Here is a 22,263-nt window from a genome sequence, read left to right on the forward strand (position 1 = left end):
AACGGATACGCCCCCGGCTCACCCAGCTTCCCCGCCGGATCCCAGCCCTCCAGAGCCCCCGGCCCGTACACCGGCTCAATGGGCAGTCCGGACTCAGAGTCACGTGCCATGGGTTCTCCCCGTTCTCGTGTGTCGGTGGTCCATGCCTGTCGCTCCGGTGCGGTCGATGCTAGGGAGACCGCGACGCCGGACCATCCCCTAGCGCCCCCTTCACTCCGGCCCGCGTCCGCGACCCGGCGACGGCCGGTCCCCCACGATGGCCGGGGACGTACATCCGACTCAGGGAGGTCGAGGTCAGTGGGAGTCGTCATCGTGGGCGCAGGGGCCGCCGGGGTGCACAGCGCGGTCGCCCTACGAGAGCGGGGGTACGCCGGGAGCGTGACGCTGATCGGGGGCGAGCCCCACCGGCCCTATGACCGGCCGCCGTTGTCCAAGGCCGTGCTGCGCGGGCAGGGGCGGCCGGACGACGTGGTCTTCGGCATCGACTTCGAAGGGCTCGGTATCCAGGTGGAGTCGGGACGCACGGCCCTGGGTCTGCGTCCGGGCGAACGTCAACTGCTGACCTCCCGGGGCGATCTGACGTACGAGACGCTGGTGCTGGCGACCGGCGCCGACCCCGTACGGCTGCCGGGCGACGGCACACATGTGCTACGTACCCTCGGCGACGCCGAACGGCTGCGCGGAGTGCTGGACGAGCGGCGGGACGTGGTGGTCGTCGGAGCCGGCTGGATCGGCGCCGAGTTCACCACGGCGGCCCGTGAGGCGGGATGCCGGGTCACCGTGATCGAAGCCGCCGGGGCGCCGCTGGCCGGAGCACTGCCGGCCGAGGTGACCGCCCCGATGGCCGCGTGGTACGAGCGGGCGGGCGCCTTGCTGCGCACCGGGACGAAGGTCGCCGCCGTCGATGCGGGCGGGGTGTCCCTGTCGGACGGGACCCGGGTGCGGGCGGATGCCGTTGTCGTCGGGGTGGGCGCGCGGCCTGCCACCGGGTGGCTGGCCGGGTCCGGGATCGCGCTGGGCGCCCGTGGCGACGTACTGGCCGACGAACACCTACGGGCGTCGGTACCGGGCGTGTACGCCGTCGGTGACTGCGCCTCCTTCCCCTCGGGGCGGTACGGGGCGCGCCTGCTGGTGCACCACTGGGACAACGCGCTGCTGGGTGCCAAGGCGGTCGCGGCGCACATCACGGGCGGCGGGGACGCGGCGGCGTACGACCCCGTGCCCTACTTCTGGTCCGAGCAGTTCGGGCACTTCGTGCAGTACGCAGGTCATCACTCCGCAGACGACACGGCGATGTGGCGCGGGGCTCCGGACAGCGCGGACGGCTGGAGTGTGTGCTGGCTGCGCGATGACCGCCTGGTGGCCGTCCTCACCGTGGACCGGTCGCGCGACCTCGCACAGGGCAGACGGCTGATCACCTCCGGGGCGGCGGTCGACCTGGAGCGGGTCGCGGCAGCGGACTTGCCGTTGAAGGCGGCGGTGCGCGCGGGAGTGGCGACGGGGGCGCGCTAGGCCTCGTCAGGTGCCGGTCGCCGCGTCAGGGCCCTATCACGGCCGTATCAGGGGCGCGTTCGCCCTCCCCGAGCTCCGGGTCTCGCGCGCGGGGAGGGCCACTTCGCGCCTCAACTCCCGTCGGGTGAACCGAATTGGGTCCCTGGGACATCAAATACCAGTCGACCGGTTTTACAATGGGAGGAGGGGGACATCAGGACCAGGCGGAGACACGCGAGCGAGGGAGAACTCGGATGGTCAAGCAGGAGCGTGCCGAGCGCACACTGCGGCGGATCATCTCGGCGGCCGCGGACCGGTTCGAGCAGAACGGCTACAACGGGACGAGCCTCGACGACATCACACGCGCCGCGGGCGTCTCCAAGGGGGCGTTCTACTTCCACTTCGCGTCGAAGAAGCAGGTCGCCGATGCCGTCACGGAGCACTCGCACGGACTCCTCGAGGACCTCATCGACACCTCCCTGAGCCTGGACAACTCCGCGCTGCAGCAGCTGATCGACCTCACCCATCGGCTCAACCGGCTGCTGCGCACCGAGCCCACCGTGCGGACCGCGCTGCGTTTCCACCGGGAGTGGCCCGACCTGGAGCCGGACCTCGACCACTACGCCATGTGGTACCGGGCCATCGAGCAGTTGCTCGACGATGCCGCCAAGCGGCGGGAGTTGCGGGACGACGTTCCCGCCGGGGCGGCCCAGGCCCTCGCCATGGTCACGCTGTTCTCGGTCGAGTCACTCGTGCTGCGCCGCCTGACGGACGAGGAGACGACACGACGGGTCACCGATCTGTGGAACGTCCTGCTCGCCGCGTTCGCCCACGGCGAGCAGACCCACACCTTCCGCACCGACGCACCGGAACCGTGCGAAGTGGGGTGACACGAAGGCCCGGAATGACGTCCCCGCCCGGCTAGCCGGCGGGGACGGCCTCACGCTCGGCGAACTGGGCGCTGCCCTCCGGACGGAAGCGGGCGAGCCGACGCGGTGGCACGATGCCGGGCAGCAGCATCTCCCACATCAGGGTCGTCCGCTCGTCCAAGTCCCGTCGTCCGGTGAGCACTTGGGAGCTGAGCTGCAGTCCGGTCCAGGAGCCGACGAGCAGCCCCGCCACCTGCTTGCAGTCGACCTCCGGCTTCACGTCCCCCCGCTCCTGCGCCTGGGACAGACACTCCTGGAAGAGATCGATCCACTTCGTGTACGGCTCACTGACGATGCCCGTCTTGGAGCTCTGGTCGATCACGAGGCGGATACCGGCGCGTACCCGTACGTCCTCCACCAGCCGCCTGGCCATCACATGCAGGAAGTCGATGATGGACTGCACCCCCGGCCGGTCCATGCCCGCCACCGGGTCCCAGACGGAGAACTGCTCGTCGATCAGGGCCTGGGCCAGCTCCTCCTTCGAGGTGAAGTGGAAGTACAGGGCACCCTTCGTCACCCCGGCCTCTTTGACGATGTCACCGAGGGTCGTTCCGTGGTAGCCCTCTGCGTCGAAGGCGCGAGCCGCCCCGTCGAGGATGGCCGCCCGGGTGACCTCCGCGCGTTCCTGCCTGGCCATGCATCCAACCCCTTCACTCCGTAGCGGGAGCCGTCTCCGCGCCGGCCCCTCAGGGGGCGCCGCAGCATGGCTCACGACAACATTTTGCCTCTCCCACTCACAAAAAACCAACTAACTGGTACTGTTTTCAGCGGCGCTCCACCGCCCCTCTAGTTCGTTCAGCTCGACGTTCGTCCTGCTCAAACACGTTCTCAGGAGGCCTTGATGCGCGTTTCCCCGCTGCTCGACCAGGCGGAAGCCACCGCGTTCGAAGCACCCGAACTCTTCCTGCAGTCCGTTCCCCGCGCACTCGTCCACCGCGCCGCCGTCTCGGAGGTGCTCGTCACCGGATTACAGCGCGTGAGTGACGACCACTTCCGTGTGGGCGTCCAGTGGCCCCGCAGCCACTCCTACTACGGCCGGGTCGCCGGCCGCTGGCACGACCCGATGCTGCTTGGCGAATCGATTCGGCAGGCCCTGCTCATCATCTCCCACCAGGCCTACGGAGTACCCCTCGGCCACAAGTTCCTCTCCAGCAGCCTCACTTACGGCATCGAGCCGGACGGCGCCCGGCTCACCGAACGCCCCGCCCACATCCTGCTGGACGTGCGGTGCGGCAACATCAAGCGGCGCGGCCGGACGATCGCCGCGGTCGACCTCGACGTCGACTGCCGCCGCGACGGCATACTCATAGGCTCCGGCGGGATATCGGCGCAATGCGTGCCCGAGACCTCCTACCGGCGCCTGCGCGGCGACCGGGCCGACAACGTCCCCGGGCTGCCGATGCCCGACGCAGTGACCCCTCAACTGGTGGGCCGCACCTCGGTGTTCGACGTGGTCCTCGGGGACACCAACATCGACCGCGTGTGGACCCTGCGCTACGACCGCGACCACCCCGTTCTCTTCGACCACCCCGTCGACCACGTGCCCGGCATGGTCCTGATGGAGGCCGCCCGCCAGGCCTCGCTCGCCGCGCTCGACCGGCCGGACGGTCTCATCGTCTCGTGCGACTCCGCCTATGCGAAGTACGTGGAGTTCGACAGCGCGTGCCTGGTGACGGCCACACCGAGGCCGGCCACGGACGGCGGCCCCCGCAGCGTCTCGGTGAGCTTCAACCAGGGCGGCGCCACGGTCGCCACGTGCGAGGTGCGGATCCTTGCCGTCTGAGTCCTCCAAAGGTGACGCGATCCTGGTCGTGGGGGGTACGGGGTTCATCGGCAGCACGGTCGTACGAGAACTGCTGATACCTCCTCATGTGGGGGCACCGGTACCGGACCTGCGCGTACTGTCGCGTCGGCCGCTGCCCGAGTGGATGACGTCGGCGGGTGCGCGGAGGATACCCGGCGACCTCATGGCTCCGGACAGTCTGCGCGGCTGCGGCGAGGGCGTGGGCACGGTGCTCCACCTGGCCAGTTACGTCGGCCGGGACCCGGCCCTGTGCGAGTCCGTCAACGCGGCCGGCACCCGCGCCCTGGTGAAGGCGGCCCGCTCGGCACGTTTCCTCTATGTCTCGACAGCCTCGGTGTACGGCACCGGGCCGCACCGGGGCGTCAAGGAGGGCAGGCTGACGCCGGCACCGGCCTCGGTGGCGAGCGCGTCACGGCTGCGGGCCGAGGAGGCGGTGCTCGCGCACAGCGGTGTCGTACTGCGCCCGAACCTCGTCTATGGGCCCGGCGACCGCTGGTTCCTGCCCCTGCTCCTGCGGCTGTTGCGCAAGGTGCCGGTGTGGGCGGAGGGCGGCAGGGCGCGCAGCTCGCTCATCAGCGTCCAGGAACTCGCGCGTGTGATCGGGGAGTTCGCGCGGCACCGGTGGACCGACGCCGACCGGGGCACCGTCTATCACGTCAACCATCCCCGTCCGGTGACGGTGCGCTCCGTGGCCACGCAGGTGTGCCGTGGGCTCGATGTGCCGCTGCCGGCCAGCGATCTGCCGCGGCCCGCGCACTGGGAGCTGTCGTCGCGTGTGCTTCCGGAGTTGACACACCATCAGCATGCGCTGCTGACCGATGACCACTACTACGAGAGCGGGCGGGTGTGGGAGCGCCTGGGCATCACGCCCGGTCCCGGCTTCGCGGCCGGTCTGGTGACGGCGCTGCCCTGGTACCGGCAGCAGCTCGCCAGGCCGCGCGTCGCCTGACGCCACGGGCCCCACGGGCGGGGCGGACCGCACAGGAGGTCCGCCCCGCCCCGTCATGCTTCCTGCCCGACGACCACCTCGACCACGCTCGTCGACAGTTCGACCGGCAGGTCCTTGCGGCAGCGCACGCCCAGCTTCCGGTAGACGCGGGTGAGGTGCTGCTCGACCGTGCTCGGCGTGATGAACAGCTTGGCCGCGATCTCCCGGTTGGTGTAGCCGCCGACGGCGAGCGCGGCGACCCGGCGCTCGGAGCCGGTGAGCAGTGCGCCGTCGCCGGCGGGAGCGCCGGGCGTGGCCGACGGGTCCTCGGGGTCGTCGGGGAAGGACAGGAGCCCCTCGCTGAGCGGGGCCGCTCCGCACAGGGCGACCAGATGGCGGGCGCGGCGGATGTGCGTCCTGGCCCGGCGGTTGTCGCCCAGCTCGTGGTACGCCTCGCCCAGATCGGCGAGGATACGTATCTGCTCGTAGCGGTCACCGCACCGCTCGTACAGGTCCAGCGCCTCGGACAGCATCTGGGGCCGGCGCGCGACGGGACCGCCGACGGCGAGGACCCGCAGGGCCGCGGCCCGGGCGCGGGCACCGTTGGTGCCGGGCCTGCCGAGCTGGTCGTAGGCCAGGCGTGCGGCCTGCTCGCGGTTGCCGAGCTCCAGCCAGGCCTCGGCCGCGCTGGTGCGCCACGGCACGATTCCGGGGACGTCGATCCCCCAGGCCCGCATCCGGTCCCCGCAGGCCAGGAAGTCCGCGAGGGCGGCGTGGTGGTGGCCGGTGGCCAGGTGGTACTGGCCGCGTGCGTGCAGATAGTGGAGTCCGTAGCGGGTGTCGAACATGGGCTTGGGGACGGCACGCGTCAGATGCGCGCCCGCCTCGTCGTAGTGGCCCATGCGCACCGTGGCCAGCACCAGGCTGCCGAGGGGTGCGCCGACGGCGACGCCCCACGCGTTGGGGCTGATGTGGTTGAGCGCCTGGTGGGCGTGTTCGACGGCTGCGGTCAGATCGCCGAGGCGCAGCGCGGCCTCGGCGCGGGTGGCCGAGAGCAGGCCCGTCCAGGTCGGCGAGTACGGGGTGTGGCCCTCCTGCAACAGCCGGTCGCTCCAGGCCGTTACGTCCGGGGAGTCGGTGCACAGCAGCACGCCGAGCGCGAGCAGCGCGGGCTCCTCCGGCCAGGCGATGTCGTAGGTGGGGCCCCGGTCCTTGAGCACCTGGTACGCCTGGTCGACCGCTTCGTGGGCACGGCCGTTGACCAGGGCGTCGGCGAGGACTGCCACGGGGCGGCGCAAAGGAGCCGTGCGCGGTCGGCCGGGGTGCTGTCGCTGCTCGGCGCCGGCGGCCGGCCGGTGGGTGCGGCGGGCGAGGGTGGGGTGCGTCCACGCCAGCCACTTCTCGGTGTCCTCCAGCAGCGCGGCGACCTCGCTGTGCGGTTCGAGGTGCGTCTCGCGCAGCCGGTCCAGGAGTTCGCCCGCCTCCGCCGACCTTCCCTGCCACAGAAGTTGGCGTACGAGGTCGAGGGTGTGGGCGGGGTCGAGGTCTCCGGAGCGGGCCGCGGCGGTGAGGGCGGTCAGATGGTGCTCGGCGGTCGCCGGATCGAACAGCCGGCGCACCTGGACGAGACGGGACTCGATCGCGGCGTGCACGACGTCGCTGCCGGCACGGGCGCGCAGCGCGGCTTCGAGTGCGGCGACCGCCCGGTGGGTCCGGCCCGCGAGCAGTTCCTGCTCGGCCGCCTCGAGCAGGACGTCCACGCTCCAGTCACCGCTGGGGGCGTCGACCTTGGTGAGCAGGAGGGCGATGTCCTGTGCGGGGCAGCCCTGTTCGTACAGCAGCTCGGCGGCCGCAAGGCGCAGGGCGGTGCGCTCGGGGGCGGGCAGGTCGTCGAGGATGGCCTGCCGGGCGATGCCGTGCCGCAGGACGAGGCCGTCGACCAGGCCAACGGATTCGAGGGTGCGCAGGGCGGACTCGACCACGCCGTGGTCGACGCCCGCGAGACGGGCGAGCCGGTCGGGTGCCTCGGCGCTGCCGAGCACGGTGAGGGCGCGAGCGACCGCGGCCACCGGTTCGTCCAGGCGCCCGAGCTGGCGCAGCACGGCGCGACCATAGCCTTCCGTGCGCACACCGCCGCCGGCTTCGTGGTCGTCGAGGAGAGCCCGCAGCAACAGGAGGCTGCCTCCGCTGACGGCGTGGAACTCGGGGGCGAGCCGCTCGGCGTCACTCTGGTCCAGGCGCCCGGCGAGCAGCGCCGCGACCTGGCTCTCGGTCAGGGGTTCCAGCGGGACACGGCGGGTGTGCGGCTGATCGAGCAGCTCGGTGCGGAAGTGCGAGCGTCCGGCCTGGGCCACCGTGTCGTCGGTGAGGACGATCATCACGCGGGCGGAGCCGGTCCTGCGGACGAGGTAGAGCAGGCAGTCCAGGGAGTGGGGATCGGCATGCCGGATGCTGTCGATACCGATGAACACCAAAGAGCTCTCGGCGAGTTCGAGGAAAGCAGCGGCCACTTCGTTGAGCAGCAGGGCGCGTTCGGGGCCGATGGGCACGGCGGCAGCGGCGGTGGCCGCGCCGTCGGCGGTGTCCGCGGCCGCGGCCTCGGCGCTCAGCCGCCGGTACAGCTCCTCGAGCCGCCCGATGGGTCCCTCGGCAGCCGGCACGGAGTACAGGAGCTGGCCCAGGACGCCGTACGGCAGGGCGCTTTCGGCCCGGGAGCAGCCGGCGCGCAGGACGACGCCACCGCACCGCCGGGCGTGCTCGGCGGCCCGGTGCAGCAGTTCGGTCTTTCCGCTGCCGCCGGGGCCGTCGAGCAGTGCGACGGCGCCTTTTCCGGCGCCGCATTCCATGAGTATCTGTTTCAGGCTTATTTCCTGCTCGGCGCGTTCGACCAGTTCCACTGGTCACCTCCCGTACGAACGGTTTCTTGAGGAGTCCGACCCGGTGAAGCTAGCAACCCCTCAGGGGACCCGGGTTTCTCCGCGCTCACCGGATGGCAACTGGGCGCCCATCCGGGTGGTCACGGGGATGCGGTGAGTGCGGAACTAACCATTCCGAAGCTTGACGAGACAACTACTACAACATGCGAGGCGACGTCAGGTCCTCCAATCACCCTGCCCCACCTGCAACTTCGCTGGATCTCGACGATCCTTCAGAGGATCAAGGCCAGACCATTTGACAAACGGGTCGATTGGTTTGTTTACTGTAGGGGTACCTCGTGGAAGCGGCTGTCCGCTTCGACTTCGACTGGGGGTGAGCCGGCATGCGATTCAATCTGCTCGGCCCGTTAGAAGCGTTTTCCGACGACAGTCCGGTGGGCCTTGGCGGATTCAATCAACGGGCCACCGCCGGATTTCTATTGCTGCACGCCAACGAAGTCGTCCCGACCAGTAAATTGATGCACGCACTGTGGGGATACGACACTCCGGCGACATCGCGGAAAATGGTGCAGAACGCCGTGTCCGGGCTACGGAAGATCATCGACCGGCACACGCTGCCCGCGGGGGCCGTCACGCTGACGACCACCGCACCGGGCTACCGCCTCACGGTCGCCGACGCCAGCCTCGACCTGTTTCACTTCCAACGCCTGGTGGATCTTGGGCGGGCCGAACTCGCCTCCGGCGAGAGGGATTCGGGGCTCGGCAAGCTGCGTTCGGCGCTCGCGCTGTGGCGCGGGCCCGCTCTCTCCGACCTGACCGAGGCCGGCATCGCCTGGCCGGAGCTCAACGCCATTGCGGGCCTGCGGATGTCTGTTTTCGAGGACTACGCGCAGGAAGCCCTCAACCGGGGGCAGCACCACGAAGTCCTCGGCGAACTCGAGCAGATGGCCACGGCGGAGCCCACCGGGGAGCGGATGTGCGGGCTGCTGATGGTCGCGCTCTACCGCTGCGGGCGCCAGCACGACGCCCTCGCCGCCTATCAGCGCACCCGGGCCGCCCTGCTCGACAACTTCGGGCTCGATCCCGGCCACGAGCTGCGCGCCCTTGAGGTGGCGATACTCAACCACGACCCGTCACTGGCCCTCACCACCACGCCCCGCTGGCGCCACACGGTCCCCCGTTCCGTCGGCGTGGGCCGCTGCGAACGCCGCGCCATCGGCGCAAGCGGGTCGGCACGACGCGCCCAGGCGCTGGTGCACCGGCGGAGGCATCCGTAAGGGGTACGGGCGGGCACATCTGCCGACGGGTCCGGCACCCGCAGGGGCCGGCCCACGGCGCCCGGCCGGGCGCGTCAGGAACCCGCAGCCGCTGCCGCGAGCTCATGGAAAAAACGCGCGCGTCGCGCTTCCGTCGGCGACCCCCAAGCGCACGGACCTGCCGATCGCTTACCCGCAACCACCGTGGCGCCCTGCGCCCCTGCAGGCATCGCACAGCGTGGGCACCCGTCCCGTCCCCGCGAGGCCGCGGCTCAGTTCGGCTGCGGTGCCCGGTCGGTCAGGCCCACGCCCCGGGCCAGCAGGACCGCACCGTCCAGTGATGACAGGGCGCCCTGGGCAGCAGGGCGCAGGCAGGGGGTAGGGCCCGTGGGGCGGTGCAGGGTCATGAAGTGGTGAGTGACCTCTTCCACGTAGCCGGGGAGGGAGGTCGCGAAGCCGCCGCCCACCGTGATGACATCGGGGTGGACGAGTTCCGCCAGGGACATCGCGGCCGCCGAGAGGGCCGCCACCCCCGTCATGACCACCTCGGCCGCCCAGGCCTCCCGCGCCGTCCAGGCCTGCCGCAGTTCGGTGAACTCGACCTCGCGGCCGAGGATACGGGCGGCGTGGCGCAGTGCCGCGCGGCCCGAGGCGAGGGACTGTACGCAGCCCCGGCGACCGCAGTCGCACAATGCGCCCTCGCGGTGGTCGACGATGACATGGCCGACCTCGCACGAGCCGCGCGCCGTTCCCGGGCGCATCACGCCGTCCAGGATCACACCGCCGCCGATGCCCGTGCCCACGCCGAAGTGCACCAGATCGCGGCAGCCCGCCACCCGCGCCTCGGCGAGGGCGGCCAGGTCCCCGTCGTCGGCGACGCGTACGTCCGCACCGGGCAGCCACGCCGCCAACTTCCCCCCTATGTCCAGGCCTTGCCAGGACGGCCGGTTGGGCCAGCCGAGCACGCTGCCGTCGGGGGCGAGGGCGGCGGGCAGGGCCACGCCGACCGCGGTCACCGGGTCGCCGGGCGGACGGCGCAGCGCGGCGATGCCCGCCGCCAGCGCCTCCATGTCGGCCGCCACTCCCCCTTCGCGCGGCCACGCGAAGACGGTCTGCTGCGGCCGCGCGCCCGCGGCAGCGCCACTGCGCTCCAGACGCAGCGCCACTTTTGTGCCGCCCACGTCGATACCCAGACGACTCACGGTTTCCCTCCCGCCTTTCGATTCGTCGCGCGTCTTTTCCGCCTGCTTTTGCCACCCGCCTTTTCCGCCCTGCCTTTTCTAGCGGGACATGTGCGGCGTCAGAACGTCACGCAACAGGCCCGTCACCGCGCTTCGGTGATCGGCCAGATAGAAATGGCCGCCGTCGAACACATGCAGGGAGAAATCACCCTCGGTATGGCGGCGCCACTGCCCGACCTCGCTCACGGTCACCCTCGGGTCCGCCGTTCCGACCAGTGCCGTAATGGGGGTCGGCAAGGGCTCCGTACGTGTGCAGCGATAAGAGGCGACCGCCCTGAAGTCGCTGCGCAGGACCGGCAGGGTGAGCCGTATCAGTTCCTCGTCCAGGGCGAGCGCGTCGTCGCTGCCGCCCAGGACGCGCACCTCTTCCAGGAGCGCGTCGTCGTCGAGTTCGTGGAAGCCGTCCGCACGGACGACGGAGGGGGCGCGGCGCGCCGAGACGATCAGGGCCGAGGCGGGCGAGCCTTCCTCCTTCAGCCGCTGGGCGACTTCGTAGGCGACGGTGGCGCCCATGCTGTGCCCGAACAGTGCGATGGGGCCGACCCACGGCAGCAGGGCCCGGGTGATCCGGTCGGCCAGCTCGCCCACGTCCTCGACCAGGGCCTCGTGCCGCCGGTCCTGACGGCCCGGGTACTGCACGGCGAGCACCTCGACGTCGTCGCCGAGTGCGGCCGACAGCGGGTGGAAGTAGCTGGCCGAGCCGCCGGCGTGCGGCAGGGCGACCAGGGTGATACGGCGCTCCGGCTTGGGGTGGTAGCGCCGTATCCACTGCTGGGAACACATGACGGTGGCCTTCATGGGGGCTCCTGTGATGCGGGACGGGGCGGCACCCGCGCTACGCGGTGGCGGCGAGGGCCGGGGCGGCGGGCTGCGCGCTGCCGGTGATGGTGAGCAGGGCACGGGCACCGAGCCGGTAGCCGAGCGAGCCGAGGCCGACCACCACGCCCGAGGCGAGCGGCGCGATGATCGACTCGTGGCGCCACTGCTCGCGGGCCCAGACGTTCGAGAGATGGACCTCGACCCAGGGGCGCGGATAGTTCGCGAGAGCGTCGCGCAGGCTCCAGCCCGCGACCATGAGCGCGCCGGGGTTCACGATGGCCCCGACCGTGCCGTAGTTCGCGTGCACGGCACGGACCAGATCCCCCTCGGAGTCGCTCTGGAACGAGATGACCTTCCAGCCCATCCCGGCGACCTCCTCGCCCACCGCCCGCTCGATGTCGGCCAGCGTGTCGGTGCCGTACACCTCGGGCTCACGTTGCCCGAGGATGCCGAGGTTGGGACCGTTCAGCAGGAGTATCGCGCTCATGACTCACCTCACAACAGCGGTTCGGGAACTGATACTTCGTCGTCGACCCATTCGCGCTCCATTGTTTCTCGCTTTTTGAGGTCGTGGCGGCCGTCGGGCGATCGGCTTGCAGATGAGGGGTGCGGAACCCCGAACTCAGGGGGGTTTTCGGGGACCCGGTAGGGGATGGGAACGGATGCCATACGCGCGGTAGCGTGATATTCCCCGCCGCCGATTCTCGGTTTCCCGGGGTGAGTTCGTCCTTCAGTGGATATCCCAGCGGATATCTCCGCGTTCCCCAGAACAGGAATGGATCGTCATGAATGATCAGGCGCAATTGCTCGCGGACCTTCCGGTGTGGCCGCGGTACGGCGACGAGGAGCGCGCCGGTCTGCTCCGCGCCCTGGAGCAGGGTCAGTGGTGGCGCATGGGAGGCAGCGAAGTCGACTCGTTCGAGCGGGAGTTCGCCGACCGGCACGGGGCCCCGTATGCGCTGGCGGTGACGAACGGCACCCATGCCCTGGAGCTCGCCCTGCAGGTCATCGGTGTGCGCGAGGGCAGCGAGGTCATCGTCCCCGCCTTCACCTTCATCTCCTCCTCACAGGCCGCCCAGCGCCTGGGCGCCGTCGCCATACCGGTCGACGTCGACCCGGACACGTACTGCCTCGACCCCGAGGCGACCGCGGCCGCGGTCACCGAGCGGACCAGCGCCATCATGCCCGTACACATGGCGGGCCACTTCGCGGACATGGACGCGCTCGGCAAGCTGTCCGCCGACACCGGGGTGCCGCTGGTCCAGGACGCCGCGCACGCCCACGGCGCCGAGTGGCTCGGCCGCAAGGCCGGCGAGCTGGGGTCGGTGGCCGCGTTCAGCTTCCAGAACGGCAAACTGATGACGGCCGGCGAGGGCGGCCTGGTCACCTTCCCCGACGAGGCGTCGTACCAGGAGGGCTTCCTCCGGCACAGTTGCGGCCGGCCGCGCACCGACCGCAAGTACTACCACCAGACGTCGGGCTCCAACTTCCGTATGAACGAGTTCTCGGCGGCAGTCCTCCGGGCCCAGCTGGGCCGGCTCGACGAACAGATCGCCACCCGCGAGGAGCGCGCCCCGCTGCTGGCCTCCCTGCTCGGCCGCATCCCGGGCGTGGTCCCCCAGAGCCGTGACGAGCGGGTCACGGCCCACCCGCACTACATGCAGATGTTCCGGATCCCGGGCATCACCGAGGAGGGCCGCAACGCGCTCGTGGACCGGCTCGTGGACCGGGGGGTGCCGGCGTTCGTCGCGTTCCGCGCAATCTACCGCTCCGACGGTTTCTGGGAGTACGCGCCGCCCGCCGCGACCGTCGACGAGCTGGCCGCCCGGTGCCCGGTGACCGAGGCCATCAACGCCGACTGCGTCTGGCTGCACCACCGCACCCTGCTCGGCACCGAGGAGCAGATGCACGCCGTCGCCGAGGTCGTGGTCGAAGAGGTCGCGCGGGCATGAACACACGGGTGAGCGCACGAGGACCGGGCGACGCCCCGGTCCGTACGAGCGTGGTGGGTCTGGGGTGGGCGGCGAAGTCCATCTGGCTTCCGCGACTGCGCCAGCACCCCTCCTTCACCGTGTCGTCCGTGGTGGACCCGAACCCGGCGGCCCGCGCGGAAATCCCGCAGGACCGCACCGGAACCCAACTCCTCTCCGATGTCGCGGAGTTGAGCGCCGACGAGGTCGACCTGGCGATCGTCGCCGTACCGAACCATCTGCACTCGGCCGTCGCGTGCCGCATCCTGCGCATGGGCATCCCCGTGTTCCTGGAGAAGCCCGTCTGCCTCAACTCGGCGGAGGCGGAGCAGCTCGCCGCCGCCGAACGCGCGGGCGGTGCCGTACTGCTCGCGGGCAGCGCGGCCCGCTACCGCGCCGATGTGGGCGCCCTGCGCGAGGTCATCGCGCGGGATCTGGGGGAGCTCAGGCACATCGAGCTGTCCTGGGTGCGGGCGCGGGGTGTGCCGAGCGCGGGCGGGTGGTTCACCCAGCGGCAGTTCGCGGGCGGCGGTGCCCTCGTCGACCTGGGCTGGCACCTGCTCGACACCGTCGGGCCGATGCTGGGTCCCGTCGGGTTCGACCAGGCGGTGGGCACGGTGTCCGACGACTTCGTCAACGACCGGTCGTCCGGGGCCGCCTGGCGTGACGACGCGCCGCAGCCCGCGGAGTCCGAGGGCGATGTGGAGGACACGGCACGCGGCTTCCTGGTGACCGAGGACGGGGTGTCGGTGGCGATCCGGGCGAGCTGGGCCTCGCACGAGCCGTACGACACCACCCGTATCCGGGTCGACGGCAGCGCCGGCAGCGCGACGCTGCACTGCACGTTCGGGTTCAGCCCGAACCGGCGCAAGGGGTCGTCCCTGGTGAGCGTGCGGGACGGGACGGAGACGGCAATCCCCCTGCCCGAGGAGGAGATCGGCGCCGAGTACCTGCGTCAGCTCGACGAGCTGCCGGCGCTGCTCGCGGACCCTGCGTCCCAGGGGCGGACCATCGAGGAGGTCCGCCGCACCATCGCGGTGATCGAGCGCATCTACCGCTCGGCCCGGCGGGCACGGATCGGGGCGCGCTCCACAAGGGCGGCCCGGGTGGTGCCCCGTTCGACGCTACTCAACTCGGAGAGGCTGCGGCATGGTTGACAGGCTTGACAGGCAAGGCAGGTACGGCGGGTATACGGAGGCCCGCGACGTCCGGGCCGTCGTCTTCGACCTCGACGGGGTCCTCGTCGACAGCTTCGAGGTGATGCGGGAGGCCTTCAGCATCGCCTACGACGAGGTCGTGGGGGGCGGGGAGGCGCCGTTCGCCGAGTACAACCGGCACCTGGGGAGGTACTTCCCCGACATCATGCGGATCATGGGGCTGCCGCCGGAGATGGAGGAGCCCTTCGTACGGGAGAGCCACCGGCTCGCGCCGCAGGTGCAGGTGTTCCCCGGCGTCCCGGAGCTGCTGCGGGAACTGCACCGGCGCGGTGTGCCGATGGCCGTGGCCACGGGCAAGGCCGGGGAGCGGGCGCGGGCGCTGCTCGGCCGGCTCGGGCTCGTCGACCTGTTCGACATCGTGATCGGGTCGGACGAGGTCGCCCGGCCGAAACCCGCACCGGACATGGTGTCCCTCGCGGTCTCCGTGCTCGGGGCCCGCGCCGGCCACACGGTGATGGTCGGGGACGCCGTCACCGATCTGCACAGCGCCCGCGGGGCGGGGGTCGTGGCGGCCGCCGCGCTGTGGGCGGGCGTCGAGTCCGAGCCACTGCTGCGCGAGGCACCGGACGTGGTCCTGCACAGCCCCGTCGAACTACTGGAGCTCATCACCACGCCGGCACCGGCCGCGGCCCCGTAGCGGCCGATCCACACATCACAAGGCCCGGACGACGACGTCCGGGCCTTGTGATGTGCTGACGGATCAGCGGGACAGCGGCATCCCGGTGAGGCCCGAGGACAGCGACGTCGCGGACGGATCGGACGGCAACGGCGCCGCGGAGACCTCGCGGTCCGGTCCGGGGCCGGCGGCAGCACCGCCGAGAGCTCCGCCACCGGTTCCGCGGACCGCGGCACCGCGGCACCGCGGCCAACCCCTCCCCTGCCCCGGGACGGCGACATCGCGGGCAGCTCCGCCACCGGCTGCCGGGACGGCGGCACCGTGAAGGGCCCCGCCACCAGCCCCGCGCACCGCGGCACCGCGGCCAACCCCTCCCCTGCCCCGGGACGGCGACATCGCGGGCAGCTCCGCCACCAGCTGCCGGGACGGCGGCACCGTGAAGGGCCCCGCCACCAGCCCCGCGCACCGCGGCACCATGGAATGCCCCGCCACCAGCTGCCGGGACGGCGGCATCGCGGAGGCCCCCGCCACCGACCCCAAGGCGACCGCTACCCGGCCGCCCCCGCCACCGACCCCCGAGACCGCGGCACCGCGGAGGCCCCCGCCGCCGGGTCCGTGGGCCGCGGCATCGCGGACAGTTGCGCGCGTACCGTCGGCTCCGGTACGTCCGGGACCAGTTCGGGGCCGTCGGTGCCGTCCAGGACGAACGTCAGGCCGTGGCCCTCGGCCTTCTTGTCGCGGTGCATGTAGTGCACGAGCGCGTCGTGGTCGACCCCGGCGGGAAGCGCTGTCGGCAGGCCGTACGACGCCACCACCTCGTGGTGTTCCGCCACCCGGGCCGGGGGTATCCGGCCCAGCGCACCGGCCAGCCGGCCGGCGAAGACGGTGCCGATGGCCACCGCCTCGCCGTGCCGCAGCGCATACGACGTCGCCCGTTCCAGCGCATGCCCCAGCGTGTGGCCGTAGTTGAGGATGTGCCGCAGGCCCTGGTCGCGTTCGTCGCGGGAGACCACGGACGCCTTGAGCGCGACGCTCCTGGCGATCTGCTGCTCCAGCGGCAGGGCACCCAGGCCCTCGGCGCCGATGAAGTGGCAGCGCGCCAGCTCCCCGTATCCGTTGACGCGTTCGCGCGGAGGCAGCGTGGCGAGGAAGTCCGTGTCGCACAGCACCGCACGCGGCTGCCAGTACGCGCCGACCAGGTTCTTGCCCTCGGGCAGGTTCACCCCCGTCTTGCCGCCGATGCTCGCGTCGACCTGGGCGAGCAGCGACGTCGGCAGATGGATGACGGGCGTACCCCGGTGGTAGAGGGCCGCGGCGAGGCCGACGGTGTCGGTCGTCGTACCGCCACCGCAGGAGATCACCACGTCGGAGCGGGTGAGGCCGAACCGGGCGAAGCGTTCGCACAGTCCGGCAACGGTCGCGAGGTTCTTGTTCTCCTCGCCGTCCTGCGCCGCGAGCCACAGCGTGTCCACGCCGAGCGGCGGCAGCGCCCCCTCGGGGCGCGCCGAGACGACGACGGCGCGCGTCGCCCCCGCCGCCGCGACGAGATCCGGGAGCAGGGTGCGCGCCCCGGGCCCGATGTGCACGGCGTACGCACGGTCGCCGAGGGCCACCTCCACCCGGTGGTGGGCCGGTTCACTCATCGTCCGCTCCTCTCATGCGGTCTGGAGCACGGCCCTGGGCACCGCGATCGGCCGCCGGTCGGCGCCGGACGGTGTGAGGGCGGCGCGCACGGTGCGGGCCGCGAGCGCCTCGACGGACGGTGGTACGCGCAGCCGGCGCAGCGTCAGATGGGAGTGCTCGAACAGCAGGTAGTTGACCGGTACGTCCTCGGCCGCCCAGGCCTGCGCGTTGCGGCGCAGGGTACGCAGGTAGCCGTCCCAGCCGCGCTCGGCGTCCGGGCCCATGGCGGGCAGCCCTTCCTCGAACACGCCCACGGCCTCCGCGCTGCGGGCGCACAGCTCGGTGCGCTGTGCGGGCGTCAGCCGTGCCGTGCGGTGCTGCCAGCACTGGAACAGGAATCCGCGCCGCCCGGATTCCCCGATCAGTGCCACGACATGCCGCAGATGCCAGACGGCGAGGGTCAGTTGTGCGCGGTAGTCGAGCGCCGGTTCGCGCATGACGGCGAGGGCGAGTTCACTCGACGCCATTGCGACATCGTCGCCGAATTCGATCTCGAGCGCCCTGGGACGGCGCGTTGCAGAAACCCTGAATTCCCCGAAAGCAGGGGTGTTTTCGGGGGGTACCCCTAGTTCCGGTGCCACGTCCGAGAAACGGCGCTCCATTTCCTGGGAAACACCGGGCGCAACGCCTGCCCACAGGTCGATACCGGCCTGTTCGCAGTCGTCGGCCCAGTGGAAGAACCAGCGGTTCGCCGGGTCGGCGGCCCGCACGTCGCGGACCAGTTCAGCGAGGGCTCCGGGAGGCTGAGGGCGGGAGATTCCGCCTGCTCCGGTGCGCTCGGGGGCATGTATGCGCACATGGTTCCAGTGCAAGGTCATGACGGATTGCCTCAGTTCTGTTGACGACGTCGTCGCACGACGTCCGGGTACGACGGAATTGTTCGTACGGAACTGGCTTCAGCCCATGCTAGAGGCGCTCGGCACCCCCCTCCCATCGACCGCGGCAATGATTTGTGCCACGCCCGGAATCAGGGATCCCTTAGGGGGGCCAACTGGGGTTACCGGCGCGAAGGGGGCTAGGAGAATCTTGGCAGTGACCGACTTCCCGTGCGTCCGAATTCCGGGCCGCCGAGGCTCACCGCATTTCGTTGTCGCCGTGTTACCGAGAGGTGTAGGACATGCTGCGAACCGAGCTGATCCAACCGCTGCCGAAGCTGCTCGCGGCGCACGCGAACCGCTTCGGGGACAAGGTCGCCTACCGTGACGCACGGCGTTCGGTCAGCCACGCCGAACTCGCCCGGCGTACCGCACGCATAGCCGGTCACCTGGCGGCTCTGCGGCTGCAGCCCGGTGACCGGGCGGCGATCCTGCTCGGCAACTGCGTGGAGACGGTGGAGAGTTACCTCGCGGTCGTGCGGGCAGCCGCCATCGGCGTACCGCTCAATCCGCGCTCCACCGACTCGGAGCTGGTCCATCTCCTCGGTCACAGCGGGGCCCGGATCGTCATCACCGACCGCGTCCACCTGGATCAGGTGCGGCGCGTGCTCGGCACCCTCCAGCCGGCCGGCGACCCTGTGCGCATCGTGGTGACCGGGCCCGAACGGCCCGCCGGCACCGTGTCGTTCGAGACGCTCGCCACCACCGAGCCGCCCGCGCCCGCCCGGGACGACCTGGATCTGGACGAGGTGGCCTGGCTCCTGTACACGTCCGGCACCACGGGCCGGCCCAAGGGTGTCCTGTCGACGCAGCGCAACGCCCTGTGGTCGGTGGCCGCCGGCTATGTACCGATCCCCGGGCTCTCCTCGGACGACCGGATGGTGTGGCCGCTGCCGCTGTTCCACAGCCTGTCCCACATCGTCTGCGTGGTCGCGGCCACCGCCGTCGGCGCCTCGGTACGGCTGGTCGACGGTTTCGACGCCGCCGACGTGCTGGAGGCGGTGCGCGAGGAGGACGCGACGTTCCTGGCGGGCGTACCGACGATGTACCACCAGCTGGTGCGCGCCTCCGCCCGAGAGGGCTTCGAGGCGCCGCGGCTGCGGGTGTGCCTGGTCGGCGGCTCGGTGACGACCGCGTCCCTGCACACCGCGTTCGAGCAGGCCTACGGCGCACCGCTGCTGGACGCATACGGCTCCACGGAGACCTGCGGCTCCATCACCATGAGCTGGCCCTCGGGTGCCCGGGTGGAGGGTTCGTGCGGTCTGCCGGTGCCCGGCGTCAACGTCCGCCTGGTGGACCCCAACACCGGCGGCGACGTGCCGCCCGGCGAGGACGGCGAGGTGTGGGTCAGCGGCCCCAACGTGATGGTCGGCTACCACAACGACCCGGAGGCCACCGAGGAGGCGCTCCGCGACGGCTGGTACCGCACCGGCGACCTGGCGCGCCGTGACGAGGCGGGCTACTTCACGATCACCGGCCGGCTCAAGGAACTCATCATCCGCGGCGGCGAGAACATCCACCCCGGCGAGATCGAGGAAGTGCTGCGGGAGGTGCCCGGCGTCGCCGACGTGGCCGTGGTCGCCAAGCCGCACGACGTACTCGGCGAGGTGCCGGTCGCGTTCCTGGTGCCCGGCCCCGAGGGCCTGGACCCCGAACCTCTGTACGCCGCCTGCCGGGAGCGGCTCGCGTACTACAAGGTGCCCGACGAGCTGTACGAGACCGAGAACATCCCGCGTACCCAGTCCGGGAAGATCGTCCGGCATCAGCTGCTGCAGCGCCCGATGCGGCTGCGCGCCGCGAACAGCAGCCACTTCGAATCACTGCTGCGTCTGGACTGGGTGCCCACGCCGCTGCCCGACGCCCCCGCCCCCGCCCCCGAGCCGTGGACGCTGCGCGGCCCGGACGCCGCCGCGCTCACGGCGGAGCTCGATGCGCGTCTGGTGCGGGCCGCCGCCGACGGCGAGGACGTGCCCCCGGTCGTGGTGCTCGCCCTGGACGTGCCCAGGGCCGCGGCCGCCGCGGACTTCGCCGACGGGGTGCAGCGCACGGTGCGCGAGCTGACCGACGAGCTGACCGGCCTGCTCGCCGATCCGCGCCTGACCGGCACCCGTGTCGCGGTGGCCACGCGCGGCGCGGTCACCGCGGGCCCGCACGAGACCCTGCACAACATCGCGCACGCCCCCGTCTGGGGTCTGCTGCGCTCCCTGCAGGGCCAGCACCCCGGCCGTCTCACCGTCGTGGACCTGGACGAGGCGCCCGCGTCCCTGGAGGCGCTGCCCGCCGCCCTCGCCACAGGTGAGCCGCAGCTCGCCCTGCGCACCGGTGTCCTGCTGCTGCCCCGGCTCGCCCGGGTCGCGGTCACCACGGAGTCCCCGGAGCGCCGGGCCGTCGACCCCGAGCGCACCGTCGTCGTCACCGGCGCCGACAGCGCACAGGGTGCCGCGCTCGCCCGTCACCTGGTCGCGGGCCACCGGGCCCGGCACCTGCTCCTGATCGGCTCGTACGACGCCGAGGACGAGACCCTCGTCGCCCTGCGCGGCGAGCTGGCCGCACTCGGCGCGTCGGTCACGGTGGCGGCCTGCGACCCGGCCGACCGGCCGGCCCTGGCCGCCGTGCTGGAGCGCGCCGAACGCCCGCTGACCGCGATCGTGCACGCCCACGGCTGGCAGACGGCGCTCGCCCACCGCCCGGAGGGCGCCCTGGGCTCGGCGGTCGGCGCACTGCTGCATCTGCACGAACTCTCCCGCGCTCACGAGGAGTTGGCCGCGTTCGTGGTGTGCTCCTCGGTCGACGTCCTGCTGGGCGCACCCGGTGAGGGCGACCGCTCGGCCTACAGTGCGTTCCTCGACGCGCTTGCCCAGCACCGCGCCGACCGCGGTCTGCCCGCGCTGTCCCTGAGCTGGGGCCCGTGGGAGCCGACCGCGGCCGTGGACCAGGTGGGCGAGCCGGTCGCCGGGGTCCGCGAGCTGACCCGTACCGAGGGTCTCGCCATGTTCGACGCGGCGCAGCTGGCCGGGCCCGTGCACTGCCTGCCGCTGGCCCTGGACACGGCCGCGCTCGCGGCGAGCGTGGCCCGGGTGCCGGGCTCCTCGCGGCCGTCGGCACTGTCGCCGCTGCTGTCCGGCCTCATCGACGTCTCCGCGGCCCCGGCGCCCGCCGACGGGTCCCTCGCCGAGGCGCTGCGCGAGCGGCTCGAACCGCTGCCCGAGCCGGAGCGTCTGCGCATCCTGCTGGAGATCGTGCGCACGGAAACGGCCCGGGTGCGCGATGTGGGCGGGGTCTCCAAGGTGGGCCCCGGCCGCCCCTTCAAGGACCTGGGGTTCACCTCGCTGGAAGCCGTCGCCCTGCGCAACCGCCTCACCGAGTCCACCGGCCTGCCCCTGCCCGCCACGCTCGCCTTCGACCACCCCACTCCGGGGGCCGTGGCCGAGCTGCTGGACACCCTGATCACCGGTGTCGAGGCGCCGGCCGAGGAGATCCGGCCCGAGGTGGCGGGCTCCGACGAGCCGATCGCGATCGTCGGCATGGCCTGCCGACTGCCCGGCGGGGTGACCACGCCCGACGAGCTGTGGCGGCTGGTCGCCGAGGAGCGTGACGCGGTCTCCGGCTTCCCCGAGGACCGCGGCTGGAAGCTGGAGGAGCTGTACGACCCCGAGGGCGCCCGGCCCGGCACCTCGTATGTGCGTGAGGGCGGATTCCTGTACGACCTCGCGGACTTCGACGCCGAGTTCTTCGGTATCTCCCCCCGTGAGGCGACCGCCATGGACCCGCAGCAGCGCCTGTTGCTGGAGACCTCCTGGGAGGCCCTGGAGCGTTCCGGGATCGATCCGTCGCGGCTGCGCGGCGAGCCGGTCGGTGTGTTCTCCGGTGTGATGTACCACGACTACGGATCCCAAGTCGCGCGTGTCCCCGAGGAGTTGGAGGGATACCGCGGGATCGGTACGGCCGGCAGCGTGGCCTCGGGCCGCGTCTCGTACACGCTCGGCCTGGAGGGACCGGCGCTCACCGTCGACACGGCCTGCTCGTCCTCGCTGGTCGCCCTGCACCTGGCGGCGCAGTCACTGCGCAACGGCGAGTGCACGCTGGCGCTGGCGGGCGGTGTGGCCCTCATGTCGCAGCCCACGTCGTTCATCGAGTTCTCCCGGCAGCGGGCGCTCGCCACGGACGGCCGCTGCAAGGCCTACGCCGACGCGGCGGACGGCACCGGCTGGGCGGAGGGCGTCGGCGTCCTGGTCCTGGAGCGCCTGTCCGACGCGGAGCGTCTGGGGCATCCGGTGCTGGCGGTCGTACGGGGCTCCGCGGTCAACCAGGACGGCGCCTCCAACGGTCTCACCGCCCCCAACGGCCCCTCCCAGCAGCGCGTCATCCGCCAGGCGCTGGCCAACGCCCACCTCTCCCCCGTCGACGTCGACGCCGTCGAGGGCCACGGTACGGGCACCACGCTCGGCGACCCGATCGAGGCGCAGGCCCTCCTGGCCACCTACGGCAAGGACCGCGATCCCCGGCAGCCGCTGTGGCTGGGCTCGCTGAAGTCCAACATCGGCCACGCCCAGTCGGC

16 protein-coding genes are annotated in these 22,263 nt (G+C 71.9%); 9 read left to right on the top strand and 7 right to left on the bottom strand.

Going from position 1 to position 22,263, the window contains the following annotated elements; genetic code table 11:
- Positions 1 to 297 precede the first annotated feature (297 nt).
- Positions 298 to 1,512 (top strand): NAD(P)/FAD-dependent oxidoreductase, encoded by a 1,215-nt coding sequence (locus tag ABT186_RS43275; protein ID WP_351929819.1) that lies wholly within the window; start codon positions 298 to 300, stop codon positions 1,510 to 1,512.
- A 233-nt stretch (positions 1,513 to 1,745) separates the two neighbouring features.
- Positions 1,746 to 2,381 (top strand): ScbR family autoregulator-binding transcription factor, encoded by a 636-nt coding sequence (locus ABT186_RS43280; RefSeq protein WP_351235133.1) that lies wholly within the window; start codon positions 1,746 to 1,748, stop codon positions 2,379 to 2,381.
- Positions 2,382 to 2,412: 31 nt separating this feature from the next.
- Here ABT186_RS43280 and ABT186_RS43285 read toward each other — a convergent pair whose 3' ends face one another.
- Positions 2,413 to 3,057 (bottom strand): ScbR family autoregulator-binding transcription factor, encoded by a 645-nt coding sequence (locus ABT186_RS43285; protein ID WP_351235135.1) that lies wholly within the window; start codon positions 3,055 to 3,057, stop codon positions 2,413 to 2,415.
- Between the two features lie 204 nt (positions 3,058 to 3,261).
- Here ABT186_RS43285 and ABT186_RS43290 point away from each other — a divergent pair, with 204 nt between their 5' ends.
- Both ABT186_RS43290 and ABT186_RS43295 read left to right on the top strand, forming a co-directional pair.
- Positions 3,262 to 4,203 (top strand): ScbA/BarX family gamma-butyrolactone biosynthesis protein, encoded by a 942-nt coding sequence (locus ABT186_RS43290; protein WP_351929821.1) that lies wholly within the window; start codon positions 3,262 to 3,264, stop codon positions 4,201 to 4,203.
- Positions 4,193 to 5,173 (top strand): NAD-dependent epimerase/dehydratase family protein, encoded by a 981-nt coding sequence (locus ABT186_RS43295; protein ID WP_351929823.1) that lies wholly within the window; start codon positions 4,193 to 4,195, stop codon positions 5,171 to 5,173. The genes ABT186_RS43290 and ABT186_RS43295 overlap by 11 nt, the downstream gene beginning before the upstream one ends.
- A gap of 53 nt (positions 5,174 to 5,226) precedes the next feature.
- Here the strand turns inward: ABT186_RS43295 and ABT186_RS43300 are convergent, their stop codons facing one another.
- Complete coding sequence (locus ABT186_RS43300) at positions 5,227 to 8,049, bottom strand: helix-turn-helix transcriptional regulator (protein ID WP_351929825.1); 2,823 nt, start codon at positions 8,047 to 8,049, stop codon at positions 5,227 to 5,229.
- A 362-nt stretch (positions 8,050 to 8,411) separates the two neighbouring features.
- On the opposite strand from ABT186_RS43300, the gene ABT186_RS43305 reads away from it, so the two are divergent.
- The gene (locus ABT186_RS43305) at positions 8,412 to 9,305 is read left to right on the top strand and encodes an AfsR/SARP family transcriptional regulator (RefSeq protein ID WP_351235143.1); all 894 of its coding nucleotides are present in this window, start codon (positions 8,412 to 8,414) and stop codon (positions 9,303 to 9,305) included.
- A 251-nt stretch (positions 9,306 to 9,556) separates the two neighbouring features.
- On the opposite strand, the gene ABT186_RS43310 is transcribed toward ABT186_RS43305, so the two are convergent.
- The 3 genes from ABT186_RS43310 to ABT186_RS43320 all read right to left on the bottom strand — a co-directional run bounded on the left by ABT186_RS43310 (position 9,557) and on the right by ABT186_RS43320 (position 11,831).
- The gene (locus tag ABT186_RS43310; RefSeq protein ID WP_351929827.1) at positions 9,557 to 10,486 is read right to left on the bottom strand and encodes an ROK family protein; all 930 of its coding nucleotides are present in this window, start codon (positions 10,484 to 10,486) and stop codon (positions 9,557 to 9,559) included.
- A gap of 78 nt (positions 10,487 to 10,564) precedes the next feature.
- On the bottom strand, positions 10,565 to 11,323 hold the full coding sequence (locus tag ABT186_RS43315) for a thioesterase II family protein (protein ID WP_351929829.1): 759 nt from the start codon (positions 11,321 to 11,323) through the stop codon (positions 10,565 to 10,567).
- Positions 11,324 to 11,360: 37 nt separating this feature from the next.
- On the bottom strand, positions 11,361 to 11,831 hold the full coding sequence (locus ABT186_RS43320; RefSeq protein ID WP_351235149.1) for a type II 3-dehydroquinate dehydratase: 471 nt from the start codon (positions 11,829 to 11,831) through the stop codon (positions 11,361 to 11,363).
- A gap of 298 nt (positions 11,832 to 12,129) precedes the next feature.
- On the opposite strand from ABT186_RS43320, the gene ABT186_RS43325 reads away from it, so the two are divergent.
- The 3 genes from ABT186_RS43325 to ABT186_RS43335 are packed head-to-tail and all read left to right on the top strand — an operon-like array spanning position 12,130 to position 15,168.
- The gene (locus ABT186_RS43325) at positions 12,130 to 13,296 is read left to right on the top strand and encodes a DegT/DnrJ/EryC1/StrS family aminotransferase (protein WP_351929833.1); all 1,167 of its coding nucleotides are present in this window, start codon (positions 12,130 to 12,132) and stop codon (positions 13,294 to 13,296) included.
- A gap of 53 nt (positions 13,297 to 13,349) precedes the next feature.
- Positions 13,350 to 14,471, top strand: coding sequence for a Gfo/Idh/MocA family protein (locus tag ABT186_RS43330; protein WP_351235154.1), 1,122 nt, complete (start codon positions 13,350 to 13,352; stop codon positions 14,469 to 14,471).
- Complete coding sequence (locus ABT186_RS43335; RefSeq protein ID WP_351929836.1) at positions 14,464 to 15,168, top strand: HAD-IA family hydrolase; 705 nt, start codon at positions 14,464 to 14,466, stop codon at positions 15,166 to 15,168. The genes ABT186_RS43330 and ABT186_RS43335 overlap by 8 nt, the downstream gene beginning before the upstream one ends.
- 527 nt (positions 15,169 to 15,695) lie before the next feature.
- On the opposite strand, the gene ABT186_RS43340 is transcribed toward ABT186_RS43335, so the two are convergent.
- Together ABT186_RS43340 and ABT186_RS43345 are read right to left on the bottom strand one after the other, a co-directional pair.
- On the bottom strand, positions 15,696 to 16,790 hold the full coding sequence (locus ABT186_RS43340) for a 3-dehydroquinate synthase family protein (protein ID WP_351929838.1): 1,095 nt from the start codon (positions 16,788 to 16,790) through the stop codon (positions 15,696 to 15,698).
- A 12-nt stretch (positions 16,791 to 16,802) separates the two neighbouring features.
- Complete coding sequence (locus ABT186_RS43345; protein WP_351237267.1) at positions 16,803 to 17,648, bottom strand: hypothetical protein; 846 nt, start codon at positions 17,646 to 17,648, stop codon at positions 16,803 to 16,805.
- 299 nt (positions 17,649 to 17,947) lie between these two features.
- Between ABT186_RS43345 and ABT186_RS43350 the strand changes: the two genes are divergently transcribed.
- The coding region (locus ABT186_RS43350) for a beta-ketoacyl synthase N-terminal-like domain-containing protein (RefSeq protein WP_351929840.1) at positions 17,948 to 22,263 on the top strand (4,316 nt) is incomplete at its 3' end.

The organism is Streptomyces sp. NPDC001634, from assembly GCF_040298185.1.
Classification (GTDB): Bacteria; Actinomycetota; Actinomycetes; order Streptomycetales; family Streptomycetaceae; genus Streptomyces.